General features: G+C 69.5%; 19 protein-coding genes, 1 other RNA gene and 1 pseudogene. 15 read left to right on the top strand and 6 right to left on the bottom strand.

The annotated features are described in order from the left end of the window. Positions 1-2: 2 nt before the first annotated feature. On the top strand, positions 3-233 hold the full coding sequence (locus AB0E90_RS38335; RefSeq protein WP_360416835.1) for a helix-turn-helix domain-containing protein: 231 nt from the start codon (positions 3-5) through the stop codon (positions 231-233). A gap of 134 nt (positions 234-367) precedes the next feature. Beyond that, on the top strand, positions 368-952 hold the full coding sequence (locus tag AB0E90_RS38330; protein ID WP_360416833.1) for an Rv3235 family protein: 585 nt from the start codon (positions 368-370) through the stop codon (positions 950-952). Positions 953-964: 12 nt separating this feature from the next. Here the strand turns inward: AB0E90_RS38330 and AB0E90_RS38325 are convergent, their stop codons facing one another. Continuing rightward, positions 965-1,492: an Lrp/AsnC family transcriptional regulator gene (locus AB0E90_RS38325; protein WP_360416831.1), complete on the bottom strand. Its 528-nt coding sequence runs from the start codon at positions 1,490-1,492 to the stop codon at positions 965-967. A gap of 93 nt (positions 1,493-1,585) precedes the next feature. On the opposite strand from AB0E90_RS38325, the gene AB0E90_RS38320 reads away from it, so the two are divergent. Together AB0E90_RS38320 and AB0E90_RS38315 are read left to right on the top strand one after the other, a co-directional pair. Beyond that, positions 1,586-1,996 (top strand): rhodanese-like domain-containing protein, encoded by a 411-nt coding sequence (locus AB0E90_RS38320; RefSeq protein ID WP_360416829.1) that lies wholly within the window; start codon positions 1,586-1,588, stop codon positions 1,994-1,996. A gap of 150 nt (positions 1,997-2,146) precedes the next feature. Continuing rightward, positions 2,147-2,608 (top strand): hypothetical protein, encoded by a 462-nt coding sequence (locus tag AB0E90_RS38315; RefSeq protein ID WP_360416942.1) that lies wholly within the window; start codon positions 2,147-2,149, stop codon positions 2,606-2,608. Here the strand turns inward: AB0E90_RS38315 and AB0E90_RS38310 are convergent. Then, on the bottom strand, positions 2,605-3,516 hold the full coding sequence (locus AB0E90_RS38310) for a hypothetical protein (protein WP_360416827.1): 912 nt from the start codon (positions 3,514-3,516) through the stop codon (positions 2,605-2,607). The two genes, AB0E90_RS38315 and AB0E90_RS38310, sit on opposite strands and share 4 nt — an antisense overlap. Positions 3,517-3,637: 121 nt before the next feature. Here AB0E90_RS38310 and pruA point away from each other — a divergent pair, with 121 nt between their 5' ends. The 9 genes from pruA (at position 3,638) to ssrA (ending at position 11,928) form a co-directional block, all read left to right on the top strand. Then, positions 3,638-5,269: an L-glutamate gamma-semialdehyde dehydrogenase gene (pruA, locus tag AB0E90_RS38305; protein WP_360416825.1), complete on the top strand. Its 1,632-nt coding sequence runs from the start codon at positions 3,638-3,640 to the stop codon at positions 5,267-5,269. 246 nt (positions 5,270-5,515) lie between these two features. After that, positions 5,516-6,031 carry a PadR family transcriptional regulator gene (locus AB0E90_RS38300; protein ID WP_360416823.1) on the top strand — a complete coding sequence of 172 codons (516 nt, stop codon included), beginning with the start codon at positions 5,516-5,518 and terminating at the stop codon, positions 6,029-6,031. A gap of 55 nt (positions 6,032-6,086) precedes the next feature. Beyond that, entirely contained in the window at positions 6,087-7,199 is a 1,113-nt protein-coding gene (gene prfB, locus AB0E90_RS38295; RefSeq protein ID WP_360416821.1) for a peptide chain release factor 2, read from the top strand. A gap of 143 nt (positions 7,200-7,342) precedes the next feature. Further along, on the top strand, positions 7,343-8,023 hold the full coding sequence (gene ftsE, locus AB0E90_RS38290) for a cell division ATP-binding protein FtsE (protein ID WP_203728313.1): 681 nt from the start codon (positions 7,343-7,345) through the stop codon (positions 8,021-8,023). A 66-nt stretch (positions 8,024-8,089) separates the two neighbouring features. Beyond that, positions 8,090-8,965 (top strand): permease-like cell division protein FtsX, encoded by an 876-nt coding sequence (gene ftsX, locus AB0E90_RS38285; RefSeq protein WP_360416818.1) that lies wholly within the window; start codon positions 8,090-8,092, stop codon positions 8,963-8,965. Positions 8,966-9,184: 219 nt separating this feature from the next. Beyond that, positions 9,185-10,354, top strand: coding sequence for a M23 family metallopeptidase (locus AB0E90_RS38280; RefSeq protein WP_360416816.1), 1,170 nt, complete (start codon positions 9,185-9,187; stop codon positions 10,352-10,354). A 34-nt stretch (positions 10,355-10,388) separates the two neighbouring features. Then, entirely contained in the window at positions 10,389-10,865 is a 477-nt protein-coding gene (smpB, locus tag AB0E90_RS38275; RefSeq protein WP_360416814.1) for an SsrA-binding protein SmpB, read from the top strand. A 45-nt stretch (positions 10,866-10,910) separates the two neighbouring features. Beyond that, a complete protein-coding gene (locus tag AB0E90_RS38270) occupies positions 10,911-11,531 on the top strand; it encodes a cellulose binding domain-containing protein (RefSeq protein WP_360416813.1) in 621 nt (206 codons plus the stop codon). 22 nt (positions 11,532-11,553) lie between these two features. Next, positions 11,554-11,928, top strand: a transfer-messenger RNA (tmRNA) gene (gene ssrA, locus AB0E90_RS38265). Between the two features lie 267 nt (positions 11,929-12,195). On the opposite strand, the pseudogene AB0E90_RS38260 reads toward ssrA, so the two are convergent. Further along, positions 12,196-13,143, bottom strand: a pseudogene (locus AB0E90_RS38260) (FAD-dependent monooxygenase); the annotation flags it as partial. Between the two features lie 220 nt (positions 13,144-13,363). Here AB0E90_RS38260 and AB0E90_RS38255 point away from each other — a divergent pair. Further along, positions 13,364-14,233, top strand: a complete 870-nt coding sequence (locus AB0E90_RS38255) for a type II CAAX endopeptidase family protein (protein ID WP_360416811.1) — start codon at positions 13,364-13,366, stop codon at positions 14,231-14,233. A gap of 52 nt (positions 14,234-14,285) precedes the next feature. Here AB0E90_RS38255 and AB0E90_RS38250 read toward each other — a convergent pair whose 3' ends face one another. Beyond that, the gene (locus AB0E90_RS38250; RefSeq protein ID WP_360416809.1) at positions 14,286-14,714 is read right to left on the bottom strand and encodes a MarR family transcriptional regulator; all 429 of its coding nucleotides are present in this window, start codon (positions 14,712-14,714) and stop codon (positions 14,286-14,288) included. A gap of 110 nt (positions 14,715-14,824) precedes the next feature. Between AB0E90_RS38250 and AB0E90_RS38245 the strand changes: the two genes are divergently transcribed. Continuing rightward, entirely contained in the window at positions 14,825-15,700 is an 876-nt protein-coding gene (locus AB0E90_RS38245) for an NmrA/HSCARG family protein (protein WP_360416807.1), read from the top strand. Here the strand turns inward: AB0E90_RS38245 and AB0E90_RS38240 are convergent. Beyond that, complete coding sequence (locus tag AB0E90_RS38240) at positions 15,697-16,548, bottom strand: SGNH/GDSL hydrolase family protein (RefSeq protein WP_360416805.1); 852 nt, start codon at positions 16,546-16,548, stop codon at positions 15,697-15,699. The two genes, AB0E90_RS38245 and AB0E90_RS38240, sit on opposite strands and share 4 nt — an antisense overlap. Positions 16,549-16,611: 63 nt before the next feature. Continuing rightward, a complete protein-coding gene (locus AB0E90_RS38235; protein ID WP_360416803.1) occupies positions 16,612-17,517 on the bottom strand; it encodes a LysR family transcriptional regulator in 906 nt (301 codons plus the stop codon). Between the last annotated feature and the right edge of the window lie 42 nt (positions 17,518-17,559).

Below are 17,559 nucleotides of genomic sequence, written 5' to 3'. Positions count from 1 at the left end.
TGGTGGCCGAGCCGAGGTTCCTGCTGATGTCCGATGTCGCCGCCGAGCTGAACGTGTCGGATTCGCAGGTCTACCACATGGTCCGCAGCGGTGAGCTGCCCGCGATCAAGGTCGGTGGCCGCGGTCAGTGGCGGGTGGAGCGCGCCAAGCTGGAGGAATACATCCAGCGGAAATACGCGGAAACCGCCGAGTGGGTGCGCGGCAACCCGCTGACCGAGCGCGAACCGGAGTGATCCGCCGCCCGGTTTGGGCGTCTTCTCGCATCGGTCGAGGTCTCGCATCGCGCCGTTGACCGTAAGTCACTGCTCCGGGAACAATCGCTGTCACAAGCAAACGTAGGCAAACGTAAGCGATTGGCGGTGCCGAGATGAGACGGACGGTCGGGCTCGCGCCACGGGGGTCGCGGCCCTCGATCAGTCTCCGCCGGGTCCCGCCCTGCGAGCCGCCCTTCGACGACGAGATCGAGCCGGCCGTCTGGGCCACCGCCCACCAGCTGGCCTTCGACTGGTCGCCGTCCCCGCCGTCCCCGCCGCCGCGGCCGATCGCGCCGCCTCCGCCGCCGTTGCCCCGCTCGGTGGTGGCCGGCGCGTCCCAGGAGGCCAAGCTGGCCGTGCATCGCTTCGTGCGGCTCTGCGTCGAGGTGCTCAACGGTCATCGGCCACCCGCCCACCTGCGCCAGTTCTCCCGGCCCGAGGAGGCGGCCGGCGTGGTGGCGCAGGGCCTGGCCGGCGCCCGCCGGGTGGCCGAGCTGCGAAAGGCCGCGCACCCGGCCCGCCGCCCACCCCGGCGGCCCTCGCCGGTGGCCGTCATCCGCCTGCGGCTGTGCGAGCCGCGGCCGGGCGCGGTGGAGGCGGCGGTGGCCCTGGTGACCGGTGACCGCACGTGGGCCATGGCCCTGCGCATGGAGCTGCACCAGCAGGCGTGGTCGGCAACGACCCTGCGCCTCATCTGACCCCCGGGGCGCCTACTGCTGGGAGGTGGCGGTGGGCGTCCCGGGCTGACCGGAGACGGGCTGACCGGAGACGGGCTGACCGGAGACGGGCTGACCAGAGATGGCCCGGCCCGCCATCGGGCTGGAATAGACGACGCTGGTGGTCACCGCGCCCAGGCCGGAGATGCGGCCGGTCACCTCCTCGAGGTGGCGCATCGAGCGGGTCAGCACCTTGAGGATGAAGCAGTCCTCGCCGGTCACGTGATGGGCCTCGATGATCTCCGGAGTCGACTCCAGGAGGGCGTGGAACGGACGATAGTTGCCCGTGGGGTAACGCAGGCGGACGAAGGCCATCACGGTCAAGCCGACGCGTTCGGGCTCCACCGTGGCCCGGTAACCGGTGATCACGCCGGCCTCCTCCAGGCGGCGGACCCGCTCGGTCACGGCGCTGGGCGACATCGACACGGCGCGAGCCAGCTCGGCGTAGGAGGCGCGGCCATCCCGCTGCAGCTCGGCGAGCAGCCGCCAGTCGGTGGCATCGGGTGTGAAGTCCACGGTCATGGCAGCCATCTTCCGGGCTTTCCCCGGCGTTCGGCAAGCATCGCCGTCGAAGGCCACTTTTTTCACCGTGAAATCCTCCGTAGCGTTTCCGGCATGACGATCACTGCTAGCGCTTTCTTCGCGGCCAGGCTCGAGTTCCAGACCGACGTCTCCGACGTGTCCGTCGCCCTCGCGAGTGGGGAGCCCGGCTTCGTGCTGATCGACTCGCGCAGCGCGGCCGCCTGGCAGCAGGGGCACATCCCCGGCGCCGTGCACATGCCCACCGGGGAGATCGTCGCGCGAGCGGGCGAGCTCGACCCGGCCGTGCCGGTGGTCACCTACTGCTGGGGGCCGGGCTGCAACGGCGCCACCCGGGCCGCGCTCGCGTTCGCGCTGGCCGGCCACCCGGTGAAGGAGATGATCGGCGGCGTCGAGTACTGGATCCGGGAGGGCCTCACCCTGCGAACGCCTCAGGGGGAGGTCGAGGCCGACGCCGACCCGCTGACCGTCGTCTGCGGCTGCTGACGGGCCACTGCGCCACGATCCGGACACGACTGATGGAATGAGCCTTCCCGGCGCCGTTGCGGCGGTGTACTACCGGGGACGGTCCATACCGCAGGAGGAGACGTGCCGATCACCGATCTGGTCCGGGTCTACGTGCCGGCCACCGTGCCGATGCTCGCGGCCATGCGCGCCTCCGGGCAGCTGGGGAACGGTCCGACCGAGGCGCACGCGGTCACTCCGGCTCTCCGCGAGTGGTATGCGGAGGGCGACGAGGAGGAACTGGAGTACGTCGCGTTCACCCGAGCCGCGCAGGCCGCGCTGCAACTACTGAGGCACGACCCGTCGGCGCCGCGCCGGCGCGTGGTGGTCTCCGCCGACGTGGCGTCGACCGCGCTGGTCCGGGAGGACGTCGATCTGGGCTCGAGCACCGTCCGGCTGCCGCAGCCGCTGTCGCTCAAGGAGGTGGCGTCGATCCATGTGGACGGCGCCGACGCGGCCGAGCAGGTGGCCGCGGCCGCCGACGTGGTCGAGGAGGCGGTGGCCGGCGACCCGGACGCCCAGTTCACGGTCGATGGCGCCGAGGACCACGAACTGGAGTGGTACGCGGCCTCCGAGCTGGACGAACTCGCCTAGTCGGCGATTGCGGCGGGCTCCGGCTCGGATTCCTCGGCGGCGGGGCGGATCGTCCGGCCGATCGCGATCGTCGCGCTGATCGCGCCCACGAACAGCACGATCAGGGCGCTGTTGAAGCGGGCGCCGCTGAGCATGCTCTGCACCGCGGTCTCCAGCTCGCTGACCTTGCCGGCCAGGTCGAGCACCCGGGAGCCGGCCGTGCGGGTCAGCCCCTCGCCGATGACGAGAAGGAGCCCGGGGCCGCCACCGGCCAGCGCGTAGAACGGCCACGGCACGGCCGCGCCCCGGCGGCGCAGCACCTTGTACCCGATCAGGCCGGCGGCCAGGCCGGACAGCAGCGACTGGCAGAACGTGAACCACTGGGCCGCGCTCGCCTGCGACGCCTGGGTGTCGCCCGAGCCGAGGACGTTGAGCACCTGGTCCTGGAAGATGTTGATCACGAACCCGACCAGGAACACGCCCATCGCCGCCCAGCAGACCGCGCCGAGCACCCGGGCCTGGCGGAAACCGGCGAGCGCGCCGCCGATGGTGGCCGCGGCCGCGATGGTGCCGCCGACGACGGCGTAGATCCAGCCCTCGGTGTTGATCGTGACGATCGTGGCCGCTCCGGCCAGGCCGAGCAGCAGCCCGGTGCCGGTGGCCACCACGAACCGCATCGTCGAGCCCAGGGACGGCCAGCGGCTGATCACCGCGAGAGCGACGGCCGCGCCGGCGACCAGCGCCGCCGAGACCGCACCCGGCAGCGCATAGGCCGTCGAGGTCACTTCCATCTCGGCGTCGGCCCGGCCGGTGATCGAGGCACGTGCCGACCAGAGCATGGCGGCCAGCCAGATCAGCGCGGCGAGCGCGAGCAGGAGACCGTTCGACGAGGGACGCTCGGCGTCCGGTGTCGTGTCCTGGGCACTCATGGGGCTCAGGGTACGCGGCGAGTCCGGGCTGCCCGGGACTGGTGCGAGGATGAGGAAATCCGGCCCCGGCGACCCCGGCGCCCGGATCTACTCAGCTGACCACCATGTCGAGGAGTAACCCATGGACGCCCAGTTCGCCGTGCCCATTCCGCGCAACGAGCCGGTCCGCGACTACCGCCCGGGCAGCCCCGAGCGAGCCTCGCTCGAGGCCCGGATCGCCGATCTGCGCGACGCCCGTCCCGACCTGACGATGACGATCGGGGGCCGGCAGTCGATGGCCGGCGGGGCCGGGATCGAGGTGGTCCAGCCGCACCGGCGCCACGCGGTGCTCGGCCGGACCGGCAACGCGACCGTTTCCGACGCCACCGCGGCGGTGGCAGCGGCCAAGGCGGCCTCCCGCGAATGGCGAGCGCTGCCCTTCGCCGAGCGGGCCGCGATCTTCCTGCGCGCCGCCGAGCTGCTGGCCGGCAGCTGGCGGGACACGCTGAACGCGGCCACCGTGCTGGGCCAGTCGAAGTCCTGCTACCAGGCGGAGATCGACGCGGCCTGCGAGCTGATCGACTTCCTCCGGTTCAACGCCGCTTTCGGCGAGCAGATCCTGCAGGAGCAGCCGCAGTCGTCGCCGGGCGTGTGGAACCGGTTCGACCACCGCCCGCTGGAGGGCTTCGTCTACGCGATCACCCCGTTCAACTTCACCGCGATCGCCGGCAACCTGCCGTCCGCCCCGGCGCTGATGGGCAACACGGTGATCTGGAAGCCGTCGCCCACGCAGCAGTTCGCGGCGCACTTCACGATGCGCCTGTTCGAGGCGGCCGGTCTGCCGCCCGGTGTGATCAACATGGTCACCGGGGACGGCCTGGCGACCTCCGAGGTGCTGCTGGCCGATCCGGATCTGGCCGGCATCCACTTCACCGGCTCGACCGCCACGTTCAAGGGCCTGTGGCGCTCGGTCGGCGCGAACATCGACCGTTACCGGAGTTACCCGCGGCTGGTCGGCGAGACCGGCGGCAAGGACTTCGTGGTCGCGCACCCGAGCGCCGATGTGGAGGCGCTGCACACCGCGTTGCTGCGCGGCGCCTTCGAATATCAGGGACAGAAGTGCAGCGCGGCCTCGCGGGCCTACGTCCCGCGGAGCCTCTGGGTGGGTTTCGGCCTGCGCGACCGGCTGGCGGCTTCGGTCAGTTCGATGGCGTACGGCGATGTCACCGACCCCGCCGTGTTCGGCGGCGCCGTGATCGACGCGCGGGCGTTCGCGAAGCTGGCCGGCGCCCTCGACCGGATCAAGAACAGCGACGCGTGCACGGTGCTGGCCGGCGGGACGGCGGACGACACCGAGGGCTGGTTCGTGGCCCCGACGCTGGTCGAGTGTGGCGACCCGGCGCACGAGGTGTTCCGCACCGAGTACTTCGGTCCGATCCTCGCGGTGTACGTCTACCCGGACGAGAAGTTCGACGAGGTGCTCGCCCAGGCCGACGGTGCGTCGGAGTACGCGCTCACCGGTTCGATCTTCGCGACCGACCGCACCGTGCTCGACCGGGCGGCCGGGGCGCTGCGCTTCACGGCGGGCAATTTCTATATCAACGACAAGCCGACCGGCGCCGTGGTCGGGCAGCAGCCGTTCGGCGGAGCACGGGGGAGCGGCACCAACGACAAGGCCGGTTCGGTGCTGAACCTGATGCGCTGGGTCTCGCCACGCACCATCAAGGAGACCTTCGAGCCGCCGGTCTCCTGGCGCTATCCACATATGGGTTGAGTGTCGGCTTCAGGGCATTTATCAGTGGCAGTCCGTACGCTTTCGTCCGGTTGCTGCCCGGCATCGCCGTCTGACCGGTTTGCTAGGACCATTTTAGCTGGTCAGATGGCTGCTCGCCGGTTAAACGCGCCGTCTCGACCCTCGTGGTCGGACTGTCTGTGCGGGACAGTCGTTTGTGGAGACGCAAACTGGACGGATCGGGCGAAATCCTGGACGTGGGCACGACAAAGTGGCAGCGTAGAAGGCATGCCCGACACTCAAATCAATCCCACGGCTGCCGCGCTGCTCGGCCTGCTACACGAGGGGCCGATGACCGGCGGACAGCTCATGGCGGCTGCCGAACGCCGCCTCGGGCCCTACTGGTCGATGACGCGGAGCCAGGTCTACCGCGAATTGCCCGTTCTCGCCGACATGGGATTCGTCCGGCTCGGCAAGCCCGGCCCCCGATCCAGTCAGCCCTACGCCATCACCGCCTCCGGCAAGCGCGCCTTCAGCCGCTGGCTCGCCGAGGCTCCCGGCCGGGACGCTCTGCGCAACCCGGTCGCCCTGCGCGTCGCCTTCGGCGAGCAGCACAGCGGTGGACAGCTCAAAGAGCTCTACACCGGCGCCAGCGAATATCACGCCGAGGCCATGGCCATGGCCAAGGAGCAGGCGAAGGAGGCGAAGAAGAACGGCGACGCGTACGGTTCCGCCGCCCTCGAGTTCGCCGTCGCCTACCACAAGGCCGCGCTGAGCTGGTTGAAGACCGCGCCGTCCAGTTGAACCCGTTCGGACCGCCCGGCCGGAACATCGGCCGGGCGGCGTAGTCTTGGGTGTCGTGACCGCTGCCGACTTTCCTGAGCAACTCAAGGCGTTAGACGCCACCCTCCGCAACATCGAGAACGTCCTGGACGTCGACAAGCTGCGCGAGGACAAGGCTGACCTCGAGGAACAGGCCTCGGCCCCCGACCTGTGGGACGACCAGGCGCGGGCGCAGGACGTCAACAGCCGGTTGTCCTACATTTCCGGCGAGCTCTCCAGGATGGAGCGGCTGCGCTCCCGCCTCGACGATGCCGGCCTGCTGCTCGAGATGGCCGAGGCCGAGGGTGACGAGGGTTCGATCGCCGAGGTCGGCTCCGAGCTCGTCACGCTGGCCAAGGCCATCGAGGAGATGGAGGTCCGCACCCTCCTCTCCGGTGAGTACGACTCGCGCGAGGCGGTCGTGGCCATCCGGGCCGGCGCCGGCGGTGTCGACGCCGCCGACTTCGCCGAGATGCTCCTCCGGATGTACATGCGATGGGCCGAGCGGCACAACTACCCCACCGAGGTCTACGACACGTCGTACGCGGAGGAGGCCGGCCTCAAGTCGGCGACCTTCGCGGTCAAGGTGCCGTATGCGTACGGCACGCTCAGCGTCGAGGCCGGTACGCACCGGCTCGTCCGGATCAGCCCGTTCGACAACCAGGGCCGCCGGCAGACCAGCTTCGCCGGCGTCGAGGTGATGCCGGTGGTCGAGCAGACCGACCACATCGACATTCCGGAGAACGAGATCCGGGTCGACGTCTACCGCTCGTCGGGCCCGGGTGGGCAGAGCGTCAACACTACGGACAGTGCTGTCCGGCTCACCCACATCCCGACCGGCATCGTGGTGACGTGTCAGAACGAAAAGTCGCAGTTGCAAAATAAGGCTTCGGCCATGCGGGTCCTCCAGGCGCGGCTCCTCGAGCGCAAGCGCCAGGAGGAAGAGGCGAAGATGGCCGGCCTCAAGCACGACACCACCGGCTCGTGGGGCGACCAGATGCGGTCGTACGTTCTGCACCCGTATCAGATGGTGAAGGATCTGCGTACCGAGCACGAGCAGGGCAACCCGTCGTCGGTGTTCGACGGCGAGTTGGACGAGTTCATCGAGGCAGGGATCCGTTGGCGCAAGACCGGCCAGACGGAAGGCTGATATAAGATCCACTACATACGGCGACGATGCCTGAACGTTCGGTCAGGCGTCGCCCGCCGGAATGCCTGTTCCGGCATGCCGGGTGCAGATTGGCGCACCCGCCGGGGTTGGCGATTTCGTTACACCGCGTAGACTCCGCTCTCGTGATTCAGCTCGAGAACGTGACGAAGACGTACCCCAAGGCGTCTCGCCCGTCGCTGGACGACGTGAGCGTGGGCATTGAGAAGGGTGAGTTCGTCTTCTTCATCGGCCCCTCCGGTTCCGGCAAGTCGACGATCATCAAACTCCTCCTGCACGAGGTCGCTCCGACCCGCGGCAAGGTGGTGGTGAACACCAAGGACGTGACGACGCTCAGGTCCTGGAAAGTTCCCCACTTCCGCCGCTCGATCGGCTGCGTCTTCCAGGACTTCCGCCTGCTTCCCAACCGCACCGCGTACGAAAATGTCGCGTTTGCCCTCGAGGTGATCGGCAAGACCAAGGCGGTTGCCCGCCGGGTCGTGCCCGAGGTCCTCGAGCTGGTCGGTCTGGGCGGCAAGGAACACCGCTATCCGCACGAGCTCTCCGGTGGTGAGCAGCAGCGGGTCGCGGTCGCCCGGGCGTTCGTGAACCGGCCGCTGATCCTGCTGGCCGACGAGCCCACCGGTAACCTCGACCCGGACACCTCGATCGAGATCATGCGCCTGCTGGACCGGATCAACCGGACCGGCACGACGGTCGTGATGGTCACCCACGACTCCAACATCGTTAACCAGATGCGCCGCCGCGTCATCGAGATCGAGAGCGGCCGCATCGTGCGCGACCAGGCCCGCGGCGTCTACGGCTGAGCCCGGCTCCGTAGCATCCCCGACCCCTGAACTGGCACGACGCGGAGTCCCGGAAGGAACCCCCCGATGCGGTTTAAGTACGTCCTCAACGAGGTCCTGGTGGGCCTGTGGCGAAACGTCACGATGACGATCGCCATGGTCATCACCATGTCGGTCTCGCTCTTCATGCTGGGCGCCAGTGTGCTTCTGTACATGCAGGTCGACCAGATGAAGAACTACTACTACGGCGAGATCGAGGTGTCGATCTTCCTGCGCTCGGACGTCACCGATGCGCAGCGATCCGCCATCGATCAGGCGATCTCCAGCAACCCGCTGGTGTCCGACAAGACGTACGAGACCCGCGCGGAGGCGTTCACCCGCTTCCAGCAGCTCTGGGCCGACTCGCCCGACTTCGTGAAGTCGGTCGGCCCGGACAGCCTGCCCGAGTCGTTCCGGGTCAAGCTGAAGGACCCCGAGCAGTACAAGTCCTTCGCCGACCAGATCAAGGGCATGGAAGGCATCCAGGACGTCATCGACCAGCGGACGCTGCTCGACAAGGTGTTCAACATCTTCAACGGCTTCCAGTTCGGCTCGCTGGGGGTGGCCGCCTTCATGGCTGTCGCGGCGCTGCTGCTGGTCGGTAACACGATCCAGGTGGCGGCCTACAGCAAACGGCGAGAAGTCGCGGTCATGAAGCTGGTGGGCGCCTCGAACTGGTTCATCCAGGCGCCGTTCGTGCTCGAGGCGGTGGTGGCCGGCATCGTCGGCTCGGTCATCGGCTTCGTGGTGCTGTTCATCGGCAAGGTCGTGCTGCTCGACCACAAGCTTCATGCGCTCACCACGATCCTGACCCCGGTGCACAACAGCAACGTGTGGCTGATGTTGCCCCTGCTGGCCGGCGTGGGTGCGGTGGTCAGCGCGGTCACCGCCTGGGTCACCCTGCGCTTCTACCTCAAGGTCTAGATTCCCAGCTGATTCACCGCCCACCGCCCCTCCGCCGCCCTTGAGCGGACTAAAGGCACTCCTTGACGGCCGCGCCCCTCAGAGGGGACGCGGCCGTTGGGCGATTTGGACCTTGGGTAGCGGTTCATGCGGGTACGGTGGGTCGCTGTGTGGTCCAAATGTCGACATAGCAGGGTATGGCCCGTTTTGGCAATATCTGCGTGCCTTGTCAGCCTGATAGTGGCACCTTCTCCCGCTCCCGCGGACCCCGGCGACACCGCCTCCCGCGAAGTGGACCGGGCCGAGGCCGTACTGGAAAACGCCACCGCGCAAGCGCGCACCGCCGCACTTCGCCTGGAAGCAGCAACCCGGGCGATGCCGGCCGCGCAGCGGCGGGTTGCCACCTCCCGTGGCGCCGTCGCCGCCGCGATCGCCGCGGCCAACAGCGCCGGCCGTCGCGCCGACGTCGCCCGGGCCGCCTATGCCAAGGTCGCCGGCGACTTCGAGGTGGCGCAGGACAACTTCACCGACGCCCGCGAGCGCGTCGACCAGATCGCCCAGGCCACCTACATGGGCAGCTCGTTCTCCCGGCTCAACGTGCTCGTCGACGCCACCGGGCCGGCCGACATCATGGACCGGCTCAGCCTCGTCGACCAGCTCATGCGCACCCAGCAGCAGGACGTCGACCGGCTGATCCACACCCGCGCCCAGGCCCGCACCATCCAGGACCGGGCCGGGCTCGCCAAACGCGACGCCGAAGCGGCCGAGGCGGTCTCCCTGAGCAAGCTCACCGCGGCCAAGGCCGCTCAGGTCGCCGCGGTCAACGCGCAGCAGGCCCTGACGCAGCTCGCCGCCACCCGCCAGGTCGCGCTGCGCGCCGCCAACGCCGAGCGGGCCGGCGTGCTCGCCCGCTACCGGGCCGCCCTCGCCGAGGAGAATCGCATCCGGTCCGCGCTGCGCGGCTGGTCGGTGAAGGCCGGCAACGACGGGCGGTACCTGGGCGGGCGGTTGCTCATGCCCGTGCACGGCTGGAAGACCAGCGACTTCGGCAACCGCTACGACCCGTACTACCGGGTCTGGCAACTGCATGCCGGCACCGACATCGCCGCCCCCGGCGGCACCCCCATCCACGCGGCCGCCGCCGGGCACGTCATCAGGACCGGCTGGAACGGCGGGTACGGCAACTACACCTGCGTCAGCCACGGCAAGCTCGACGGGGTGGGCTTCCAGACCTGTTACGGGCACCAGTCGCGCATTCTGGTGCACGTGGGGGAGTACGTGCGACGCGGCGAGGTGATCGGGCGGGTCGGGACCACCGGCGCCTCCACCGGCAATCATCTGCATTTCGAGACGCGCTTCGACGGCGTACCGAAAAATCCGCTCCGCTACCTGCCGTCCTGCCTTTGCTGATTTCCCCTGTAGGGTTGGTCTTTTTGGGGAGCTCATGCCACGCGAACAGGGGCGGAAGGTCGTTGCCTCCAACCGCAAGGCCCGCCACGACTACGCCATCCTCGACACCTACGAGGCCGGGATGGTGCTGACCGGCACCGAGGTCAAGTCGCTGCGGGCCGGCCGGGCGGCGATGACCGACGCCTTCGGCCACGAAGACAACGGCGAGATCTTCCTGCACGCCCTGCACATCCCGGAGTACACGCAGGGCACCTGGACCAACCACGAGCCGCGCCGCGTCCGCAAACTGCTGCTGCACCGCGACGAGATCCGCAAGATCCAGGGCAAGCTGCACGACGACGGCACGACCCTGGTGCCGCTCCAGGTCTACTTCGAGAACGGGTACGCGAAGGTCGAGATCGCGCTGGCCCGCGGTAAGAAGAGCTACGACAAACGCCAGGATCTGGCCACTCGGGACGCCCAGAAGGAAATCAACCGCGCGATGGGCCGACGTTCCAAAGGCATGGCCTGACCAGGTACGCTGCCGGGCGCCCCTAGATCAAGGGAGGGGGAGCCTGTGCCGCCGAAGCACTCCGCGCGCCCGCTCGGTCCCGCCCGAATAGTCCTCAGCGCGGCCGTCGCGGTCCTGGTCATGATGGTCGTCTGGATCGCCGTGCGAGCGGTCGGGCCGGCCGAGGCCGCCCACACGCCGGCTCTCGTCCTCGACACGGCCTCCCCGTCGCCCTCGGTGTCCCGCACGGTGTCTCCGTCGCCCAGCCGCACCTCCGCCTCGCCCAAGGCGACCAAGCACACCCCCGTACCGGGAAAGACGACCACCAAGCCGTCGGCTTCGAAGCCCACCGCGACCAAGGCGGCCCGTTCGTCTGATCTCGCGGCCACGCTGAGCGTCGCGGCCAGCTGGGAGCAGGGGTACGTCGCCGCGGTGCGAATCCGGAACAACGGCCGGACCGCCCAGTCGTGGACCGTGACCGTCAGCAACAACGGCCTGAGCAACCTGCGCCTGACGGGCACGTGGAACGCGCGTGGCTCCCAGTCCGGCAGCAGACTGACCTTCACCGGCGACGGGCTGGCGCCCGGGTCCACCTTCACCTTCGGCTACCAGGTCAGCAGCGGCGGCCGAGGCAAGGCGCGGCCGAGCGGGTGCTCCGTCGTGGGCGGAGCCTGTTCGGTGGGCTAAGATTGCCAGGTTGCACTGACTGGGGGGTGACTGGTTTCGACTTCGTACGTGGAGACAGGGGAAGCGAGCCGAGGAAGCCGACGTCGTCTCGAGAATCGGTCGTCGGAAACTTATAAGCGCCGATAACAATCGCGCTGACTTCGCTCTTGCCGCCTGAGGTAAGTAGCGAGTCTGTCGGACTGGGAACACCTTCGTCCCAGACCTCCGGCATCAGCTAGAAGGTTGGTCAACCGGTCCCAGTCGTGAGGACCGCGCGACGAGATTAAACACGGCTGGCCCTGTCATACCGACTTGCTCACATGATCGGTAGGGGCGAGTAGAGGCATAGTGAGCTGCGCTCGGAGAAGCCCTGACAAAACAACGAAGGACCCGGGTTCGATTCCCGGCACCTCCACGGCGTGGCGGCCCCTTGTTCGCGGAAAGCGCGAACCGGGGGCCGTTTCGGTATATCTGCTCCGGGGGCCGAGCCCCCGGAAACCCCGCGGTCTGGTGGTCGCGCCGCGCGGTCTGGTGGTCGCGCCGCGCGGTCTGGTGGTCGCCCTGGGGTGTGGCCTATGGCGTGGTGGGTTTGGCTGTAGGCCGGGAATCCGGCAGGTCTGTGTAGTCGGGCAAGTTGACGCCGTTGATTGCGCGGTCGATCAAGTCGGTTAGGGCTTCGCTGTCGAGCGGCCAGTTCGCCGGCCAGCAGGTAGGCGCCGACCAAGGCCAGGCCGGTGCCCGCCCCGGACAGTGGTGACGAGCTGAACGCGGCGTCTCCCAGCAGCCCTACCCGGCCGTTCGACCAGCGGTCCATCACCACCTGGGCTACCTGGTCCAGGTAGAAGTCCGGGGTGTCGTCCAGGTGGGTGAGGATTTGCGGGGCCTGCCAGCCCAGGCCGGCCGTTCGTTCGCGCAGCAGGCGCTTCTGGGCGGTGATGTCGCGGTAGTCGATGTCCAGGTCCGCTGTCGGGAAGGAGAACATGGCCATGGCGCGGGTCGCGTCGTGGATGGGCCGCAGGCCGGCGGAGCGGCCGGTCCCGGGTTCCTGGTAGTCGATCAGCCAGCGGTCCAGCCCGAACGCGTTGGGCACCGTGTAGAAGGCCATCATGCGACCGAGGTGGCGAACGAACCGCTCATGCGGCCCGAAGACCATCGCGCGCAGCGCCGAGTGCAGCCCGTCCGCCCCGACCACCAGGTCGAAGCGTCGCCGGCCGCCGCCCGCGAAGGTCACGTCGACCCCGTCCGCGTCCTGGGTGAGCTCGGCGATCCGGTCGCCGAAGAGGTATTCGACGCCGTCGCGGGTGTCGTCGTACAGCACCTGGGACAGATCGCCGCGCAGGATCTCGATCTCCGCGATGAACCCGTCGCCGCCGTCGTCGTCCGCGCGGAACGTCTCCAGCACCTTCCCGTCCACGTCGACGAAGTACGCGCCGGCGGTGTCGGTGCGGGCCGCACGGACGGCCGCGTCCAGCCCCATCCGACGGATGACCTCCTTGGCCACCCCGCGCGCGTCCACCGCCTGCCCGCCGGGACGCAGCCCGGGCGCGCGCTCCACCACGGTCACCTCAGCCCCGCGCCGGCGCAGCCAGTGGGCCAGCGCCGGCCCCGCGATGCTCGCCCCTGAGACCAACACCCTGTTACTGCTCACCACGGCCCCCGCTCACCCATCCGGACACGTACAACATCATGGTTTCCTGTCGCCGAACAGGCGGACAGCTCCCAGGCGCGAAACTGTGTCCCTCGCGCGGGGGACAAGGGATTGTCCACCGCGGGGGGATTTTTACGCTGGTCGATCTCCATAGCGTTCTTCTCGTTGGTGCGGGGCGATTCCGCGGGCTGCTGGGGAGAAGAAAATGCGTATCGAGAACGCTGGTTCTGAGAAGGCTGTTCGGTCGGGGCCGCCGCGCTGGCTGCGGCCGATCGGGGTTCGGCTCGCGTTTCTGCTGGTTGTTTTTCTAGCGGTCGAGGCGCTCTGCACGCCGTTGCTGACGGCGGCCGCCGGGAGCAACCCGGTCCTGAGCATCGTCGTCGGGCTGGCGACGGCGGGGATCGTCCTGTTCGGCTACGGGAAGCTCGTCTCCTGGCTCGAGGAGCGCCGCGCCTCCGAGATCAGCCTCAGCACGATGCCCCGGCAGTTGACCCGCGGCACGCTGCTCGGCATCGGCCTGTTCGTGCTCACCCTCGCGCTGATCTTCATGTGTAACGGCTATCGGCTGCACGGCGGCTCGTTCGGGGGCATGGTCGCCAGCTTCGGCATGATGATCGGCGTCGCCACCATCGAGGAACTGGCCTTCCGCGGCGTGCTCTTCCGCATCGTCGAGGAGCGGTGGGGCACCCTGGTCGCGCTGATCGTCTCGGGCGTCGTCTTCGGCGGCCTGCACCTGATCAACCCGCACGCCACCGTCTGGGGCGCGCTGTCGATCGCCATCGAGGGCGGCCTGCTGGCCGGCGCCGCCTACGCCGCGACCCGCAGCCTCTGGCTCCCGATCGGCCTGCACCTGGGCTGGAACTTCGCCGAGTCCGGCATCTTCGGCGCGACCGTCTCCGGCTCCGACAGCGCCACCGGCGGCCTGCTCACCGGCACCCCGCACGGCCCCGCCTTCTTCAGTGGCGGCACCTTCGGGCCCGAGGCCAGCATCTGGGCGGTCCTGGTCGGCGGGTTCGCTGCCTGCATCCTCATCCGCCGGGCCCGCAAGGCCGGCAACTGGCGCGCCGCCCGATAGGCGTTCAGGTAGGCCGACAGCAACTCCATTGCAAACCGGCGGACGTACTGCCCTACCGCATGCTCAGGTTGGCGGGGGCGGTGATGCGGGCGACGGAGTCGGCGAGCTGGTGCTGCTCGTCGGGGGGCAGGGTGGCGGCGATGTCTGGCATGCGGGTGGCTACGTCGGCGTAGAGGGCGCTGACGATCTCCTTGCCGAGCGCGGTGGTGTTGAGCGCGACCGCCCGCCGGTCGTGCTGGAGTGTTTCGCGCTGCACCAGGCCGCGCCGTTCCATGCGGTCGACCAGGCCGCTCAGGGCGTTCTTGGCCACGCCCAGCAACTGCGCCAGCTCGCCCATGCCCTGCGGCTGATCCTTGATCACGCACAGCAGGGTGGCCTGGGTCGACGTCAGGTCGTGGTCGGCGCAGATCTGCGCGTATCGGCGCTGGACCAGCACGGACAGCCAGACGAGGTTGTTTCCGAAGCCGTCGTTCCCGGTCACCGGCACACCTTTCTTCGCTGTGCGCCAGCTTACCTTGCGGAAGTTCTTGCCGAGAACTAATTTAATTCCTGGCAAGAACTATTGAGGTGTACGCGACGGAAGAAGGAACCATGGACACGCAGCCAGCCGGCACGATCGCGGTCTTCGGTGGCACCGGCAAACAGGGTGGGGCGGTCATCGACGCGCTCCTGTCCCGCGGCGCGCGCGTGCGCGCCCTCGTCCGCAACCCCGAGTCGGAGCGGGCGCGGGCGCTCGCCGGCCGTGGGGTCGAGCTCGCGCCGGTCGGCATCGGCGACGCCGCGTCGCTGTCGGCCGCGCTTCACGGGGTGGACGCCTTCTTCTTCATGACCACCCCGGAGGGCACCAGCCCCGCCGAGATCGAAGGCGAGACCCGGCAGGGCATCGCCCTCGTCGAGGCGGCGGTCGCGGCGGCCGTGCCGCACGTCGTCTTCAGCTCGGTCGGTGGTGCCGAACGCGAGTCGGGCGTGCCGCACTTCGACTCGAAGCGCCGGGTGGAGGAGCACCTCGAGCAGTCCGGCCTGCGGGCGACGCTGGTGCGGCCGGTCGCCTTCATGGAGAACTTCACGTCCATGGGGCCGAGCGTCGAAAACGGCGAGATCGTGTTCCGCTGGCCGTTGCCCGACGGCATCCCGCTGCAACTGGTCTCGGTGCGGGACATCGGGCAGATCAGCGCCTCGTTCCTGCTCGGCACCGCGAAGGCGGCCGGCGGCGCCATCGAGATCGCCGGCGACGAGCGCACCGGCAGCCAGATCGCCGCCGCGTTCGGTGCGCACGCCGGGCTGCCGGCCCGGTACGAAGCCCTGCCCCTGCACGTGCTCGGCGACAACGAGGACGCGCAGGCGATGTTCCGCTGGTTCGCCGAAACACCGGCCTACCAGGCCGACCTCGGCGCGGTGAAGTCGATCGAGCCGACCGCGTGGGACCTGCCCACCTGGATCCGCGCCAGCGGCTGGGGCCAGGGCTAAGAGTCGAAAGGGTTGGCGACCGGGGTCCACATGCGAGCCGACGGCACGACGTCGCGCAGGCCCCAGTACCACTGGTACGCCATCTGCTGGTAGCCCAGCGGGTTCGGGTGGACGTGGTCGGCCGTGTTCGCCACCGGCACCGGGGCCATGCTGACCAGCGTGACGTTGTCCGGGTAGAGGTCGGCCACCGCGGCCAGCGCCTCGTTGTACGCCTGGAAGTTGGCCTCGTGCCCGAGGTCGACGACGAGAAGCTTGGCCAGCACGATGCGGACCTGCGGGTTCGCGGTGACGATGTGGTCGAGCAGGTCGGTCAGCCGGGCCGGCGCCTCGGCGATCCGGTCGTGGTGGAGCAGGTCGTTGGTGCCGATGTCCAGCAGCACGACATCGGGGCGCGAGTCGGCCATCCACTGGTCGATGTTCTCGGTGAGCTGGGCGATCCGCCAGCCGGGGTGTCCTTCGTGGTCGGTGTCGGCCCCGGTGCCGTTCTTCTGCGAGCCGACGAAGTCGACCGGCACGCCGGTCGCGGTCAGCCAGTCGTGCAGGGTCGCGCGGTAGCCGTTCTCGGCCGGGTCGCGCTTGCCGAAGGTGAGGCTGTCGCCGAGCGGCATGACGCGCAGCACCGGGTCGGTGGTCACGATCGCGGGCGGGGTGTCGGTTACCGCATCAGCCGGCTCACCTGCGCCGGCCTGCGCCGCCGCCGGGACGTCCGCCGCGAGGCCCGGCGACGCCGGTGCCAGGGCCACGCCGAGGGTGACCAGGCCGGCCATCAGGGCGACCCGGCCGGACCGCCGGACCCACGTGGCGGAGGAGCTGGCACGGCCATGACGGAACCCGGGGATCAGACGCATGCCTGCCCGTTCGGCCCGGCCGATCCGGGCGCTGAGCGGGGCAACCGATCCGCACCGGCATGCTCACCGATCCGCCACGAGCGAGCCGGCCGCGGCCTTGCGGACCTGGGTTCGCAGCCAGATGTGGGCGGGGTCGGTCTCGTAACGCTGGTGCCAGCTGCTGATCATCGGCGGGGCCGGAGCGGGGAACGGGAGGGGTTCGGTGCGCAGGCCGAAGGTCTCGATCAGGGGGCGCCAGGTCGCCTCGGGGGCGGTCAGGACGGCGTCGGTCCGGCTGACGATCAGCATGGCGCTCGCGGCGGTGCTCACCGAGGCGAGAACCCGGCGGTGCAGGCCGTGCGTGGCCAGCAGGTCGTCGACCGGGTCGGTCAGGCGGCCGCGGCGGGAGACCAGGATGTGCGGCTGGGCGGCGTACGCGGTCAGGTCGAGTCGCCCGGCACACGGGTGATCGTGGCGCAGGATCGCCACGACCTGGTCGTGGCCGAGGGTTTCCGAGTGGAACTCGGGCAGGTCGGGGGCGGTCGCGCCGATCGCCAGATCGATCCGGCCGTGACGCAGGTCGTCGTTGTCGGAGGCCGGCTCGGCCAGGAAGCGCAGGCGTACGCCGGGGGCCAGCTCCGAGATCGTGCTCAGCAGCGGTGGCGCCAGCGCGGTGGCGAGGGCGTCGTGGCACTGCAGCGTGAAGGTGCGGTCGAGCCCGGCCAGGTCGAGCTCCCGGCTGGGGGCGAGCACCTCCTGGGCCTGCCGCACGAGGTCGCCGACCCGCTCGCGGACGGCCAGCGCGTAGGGCGTCGGGGTCATCGTGCGGCCGGTGCGCACCAGGATGTCGTCGCCGGTCAGCCGCCGGATGCGCCCCAGCGAGCGGCTGACCGCGGGGGAGGAGAGCCGCAGCCGCTCCGCGGCGCCGAGGACGCTGCCCTCCTCGAGGAGCGCGTCGAGCACCGTCAGCAGGTTCAAATCCAAGTGCATGACGGTAAATCCTAGGGTAACGAGAGTGCGCTGGACTTAATC

The sequence above is a fragment of the Actinoplanes sp. NPDC026619 genome (assembly GCF_040638295.1).
Lineage (GTDB): Bacteria > Actinomycetota > Actinomycetes > Mycobacteriales > Micromonosporaceae > Actinoplanes.
Note: the sequence above shows the minus strand (reverse complement) of the source record. Positions and strands in the feature narration are given on the sequence as shown.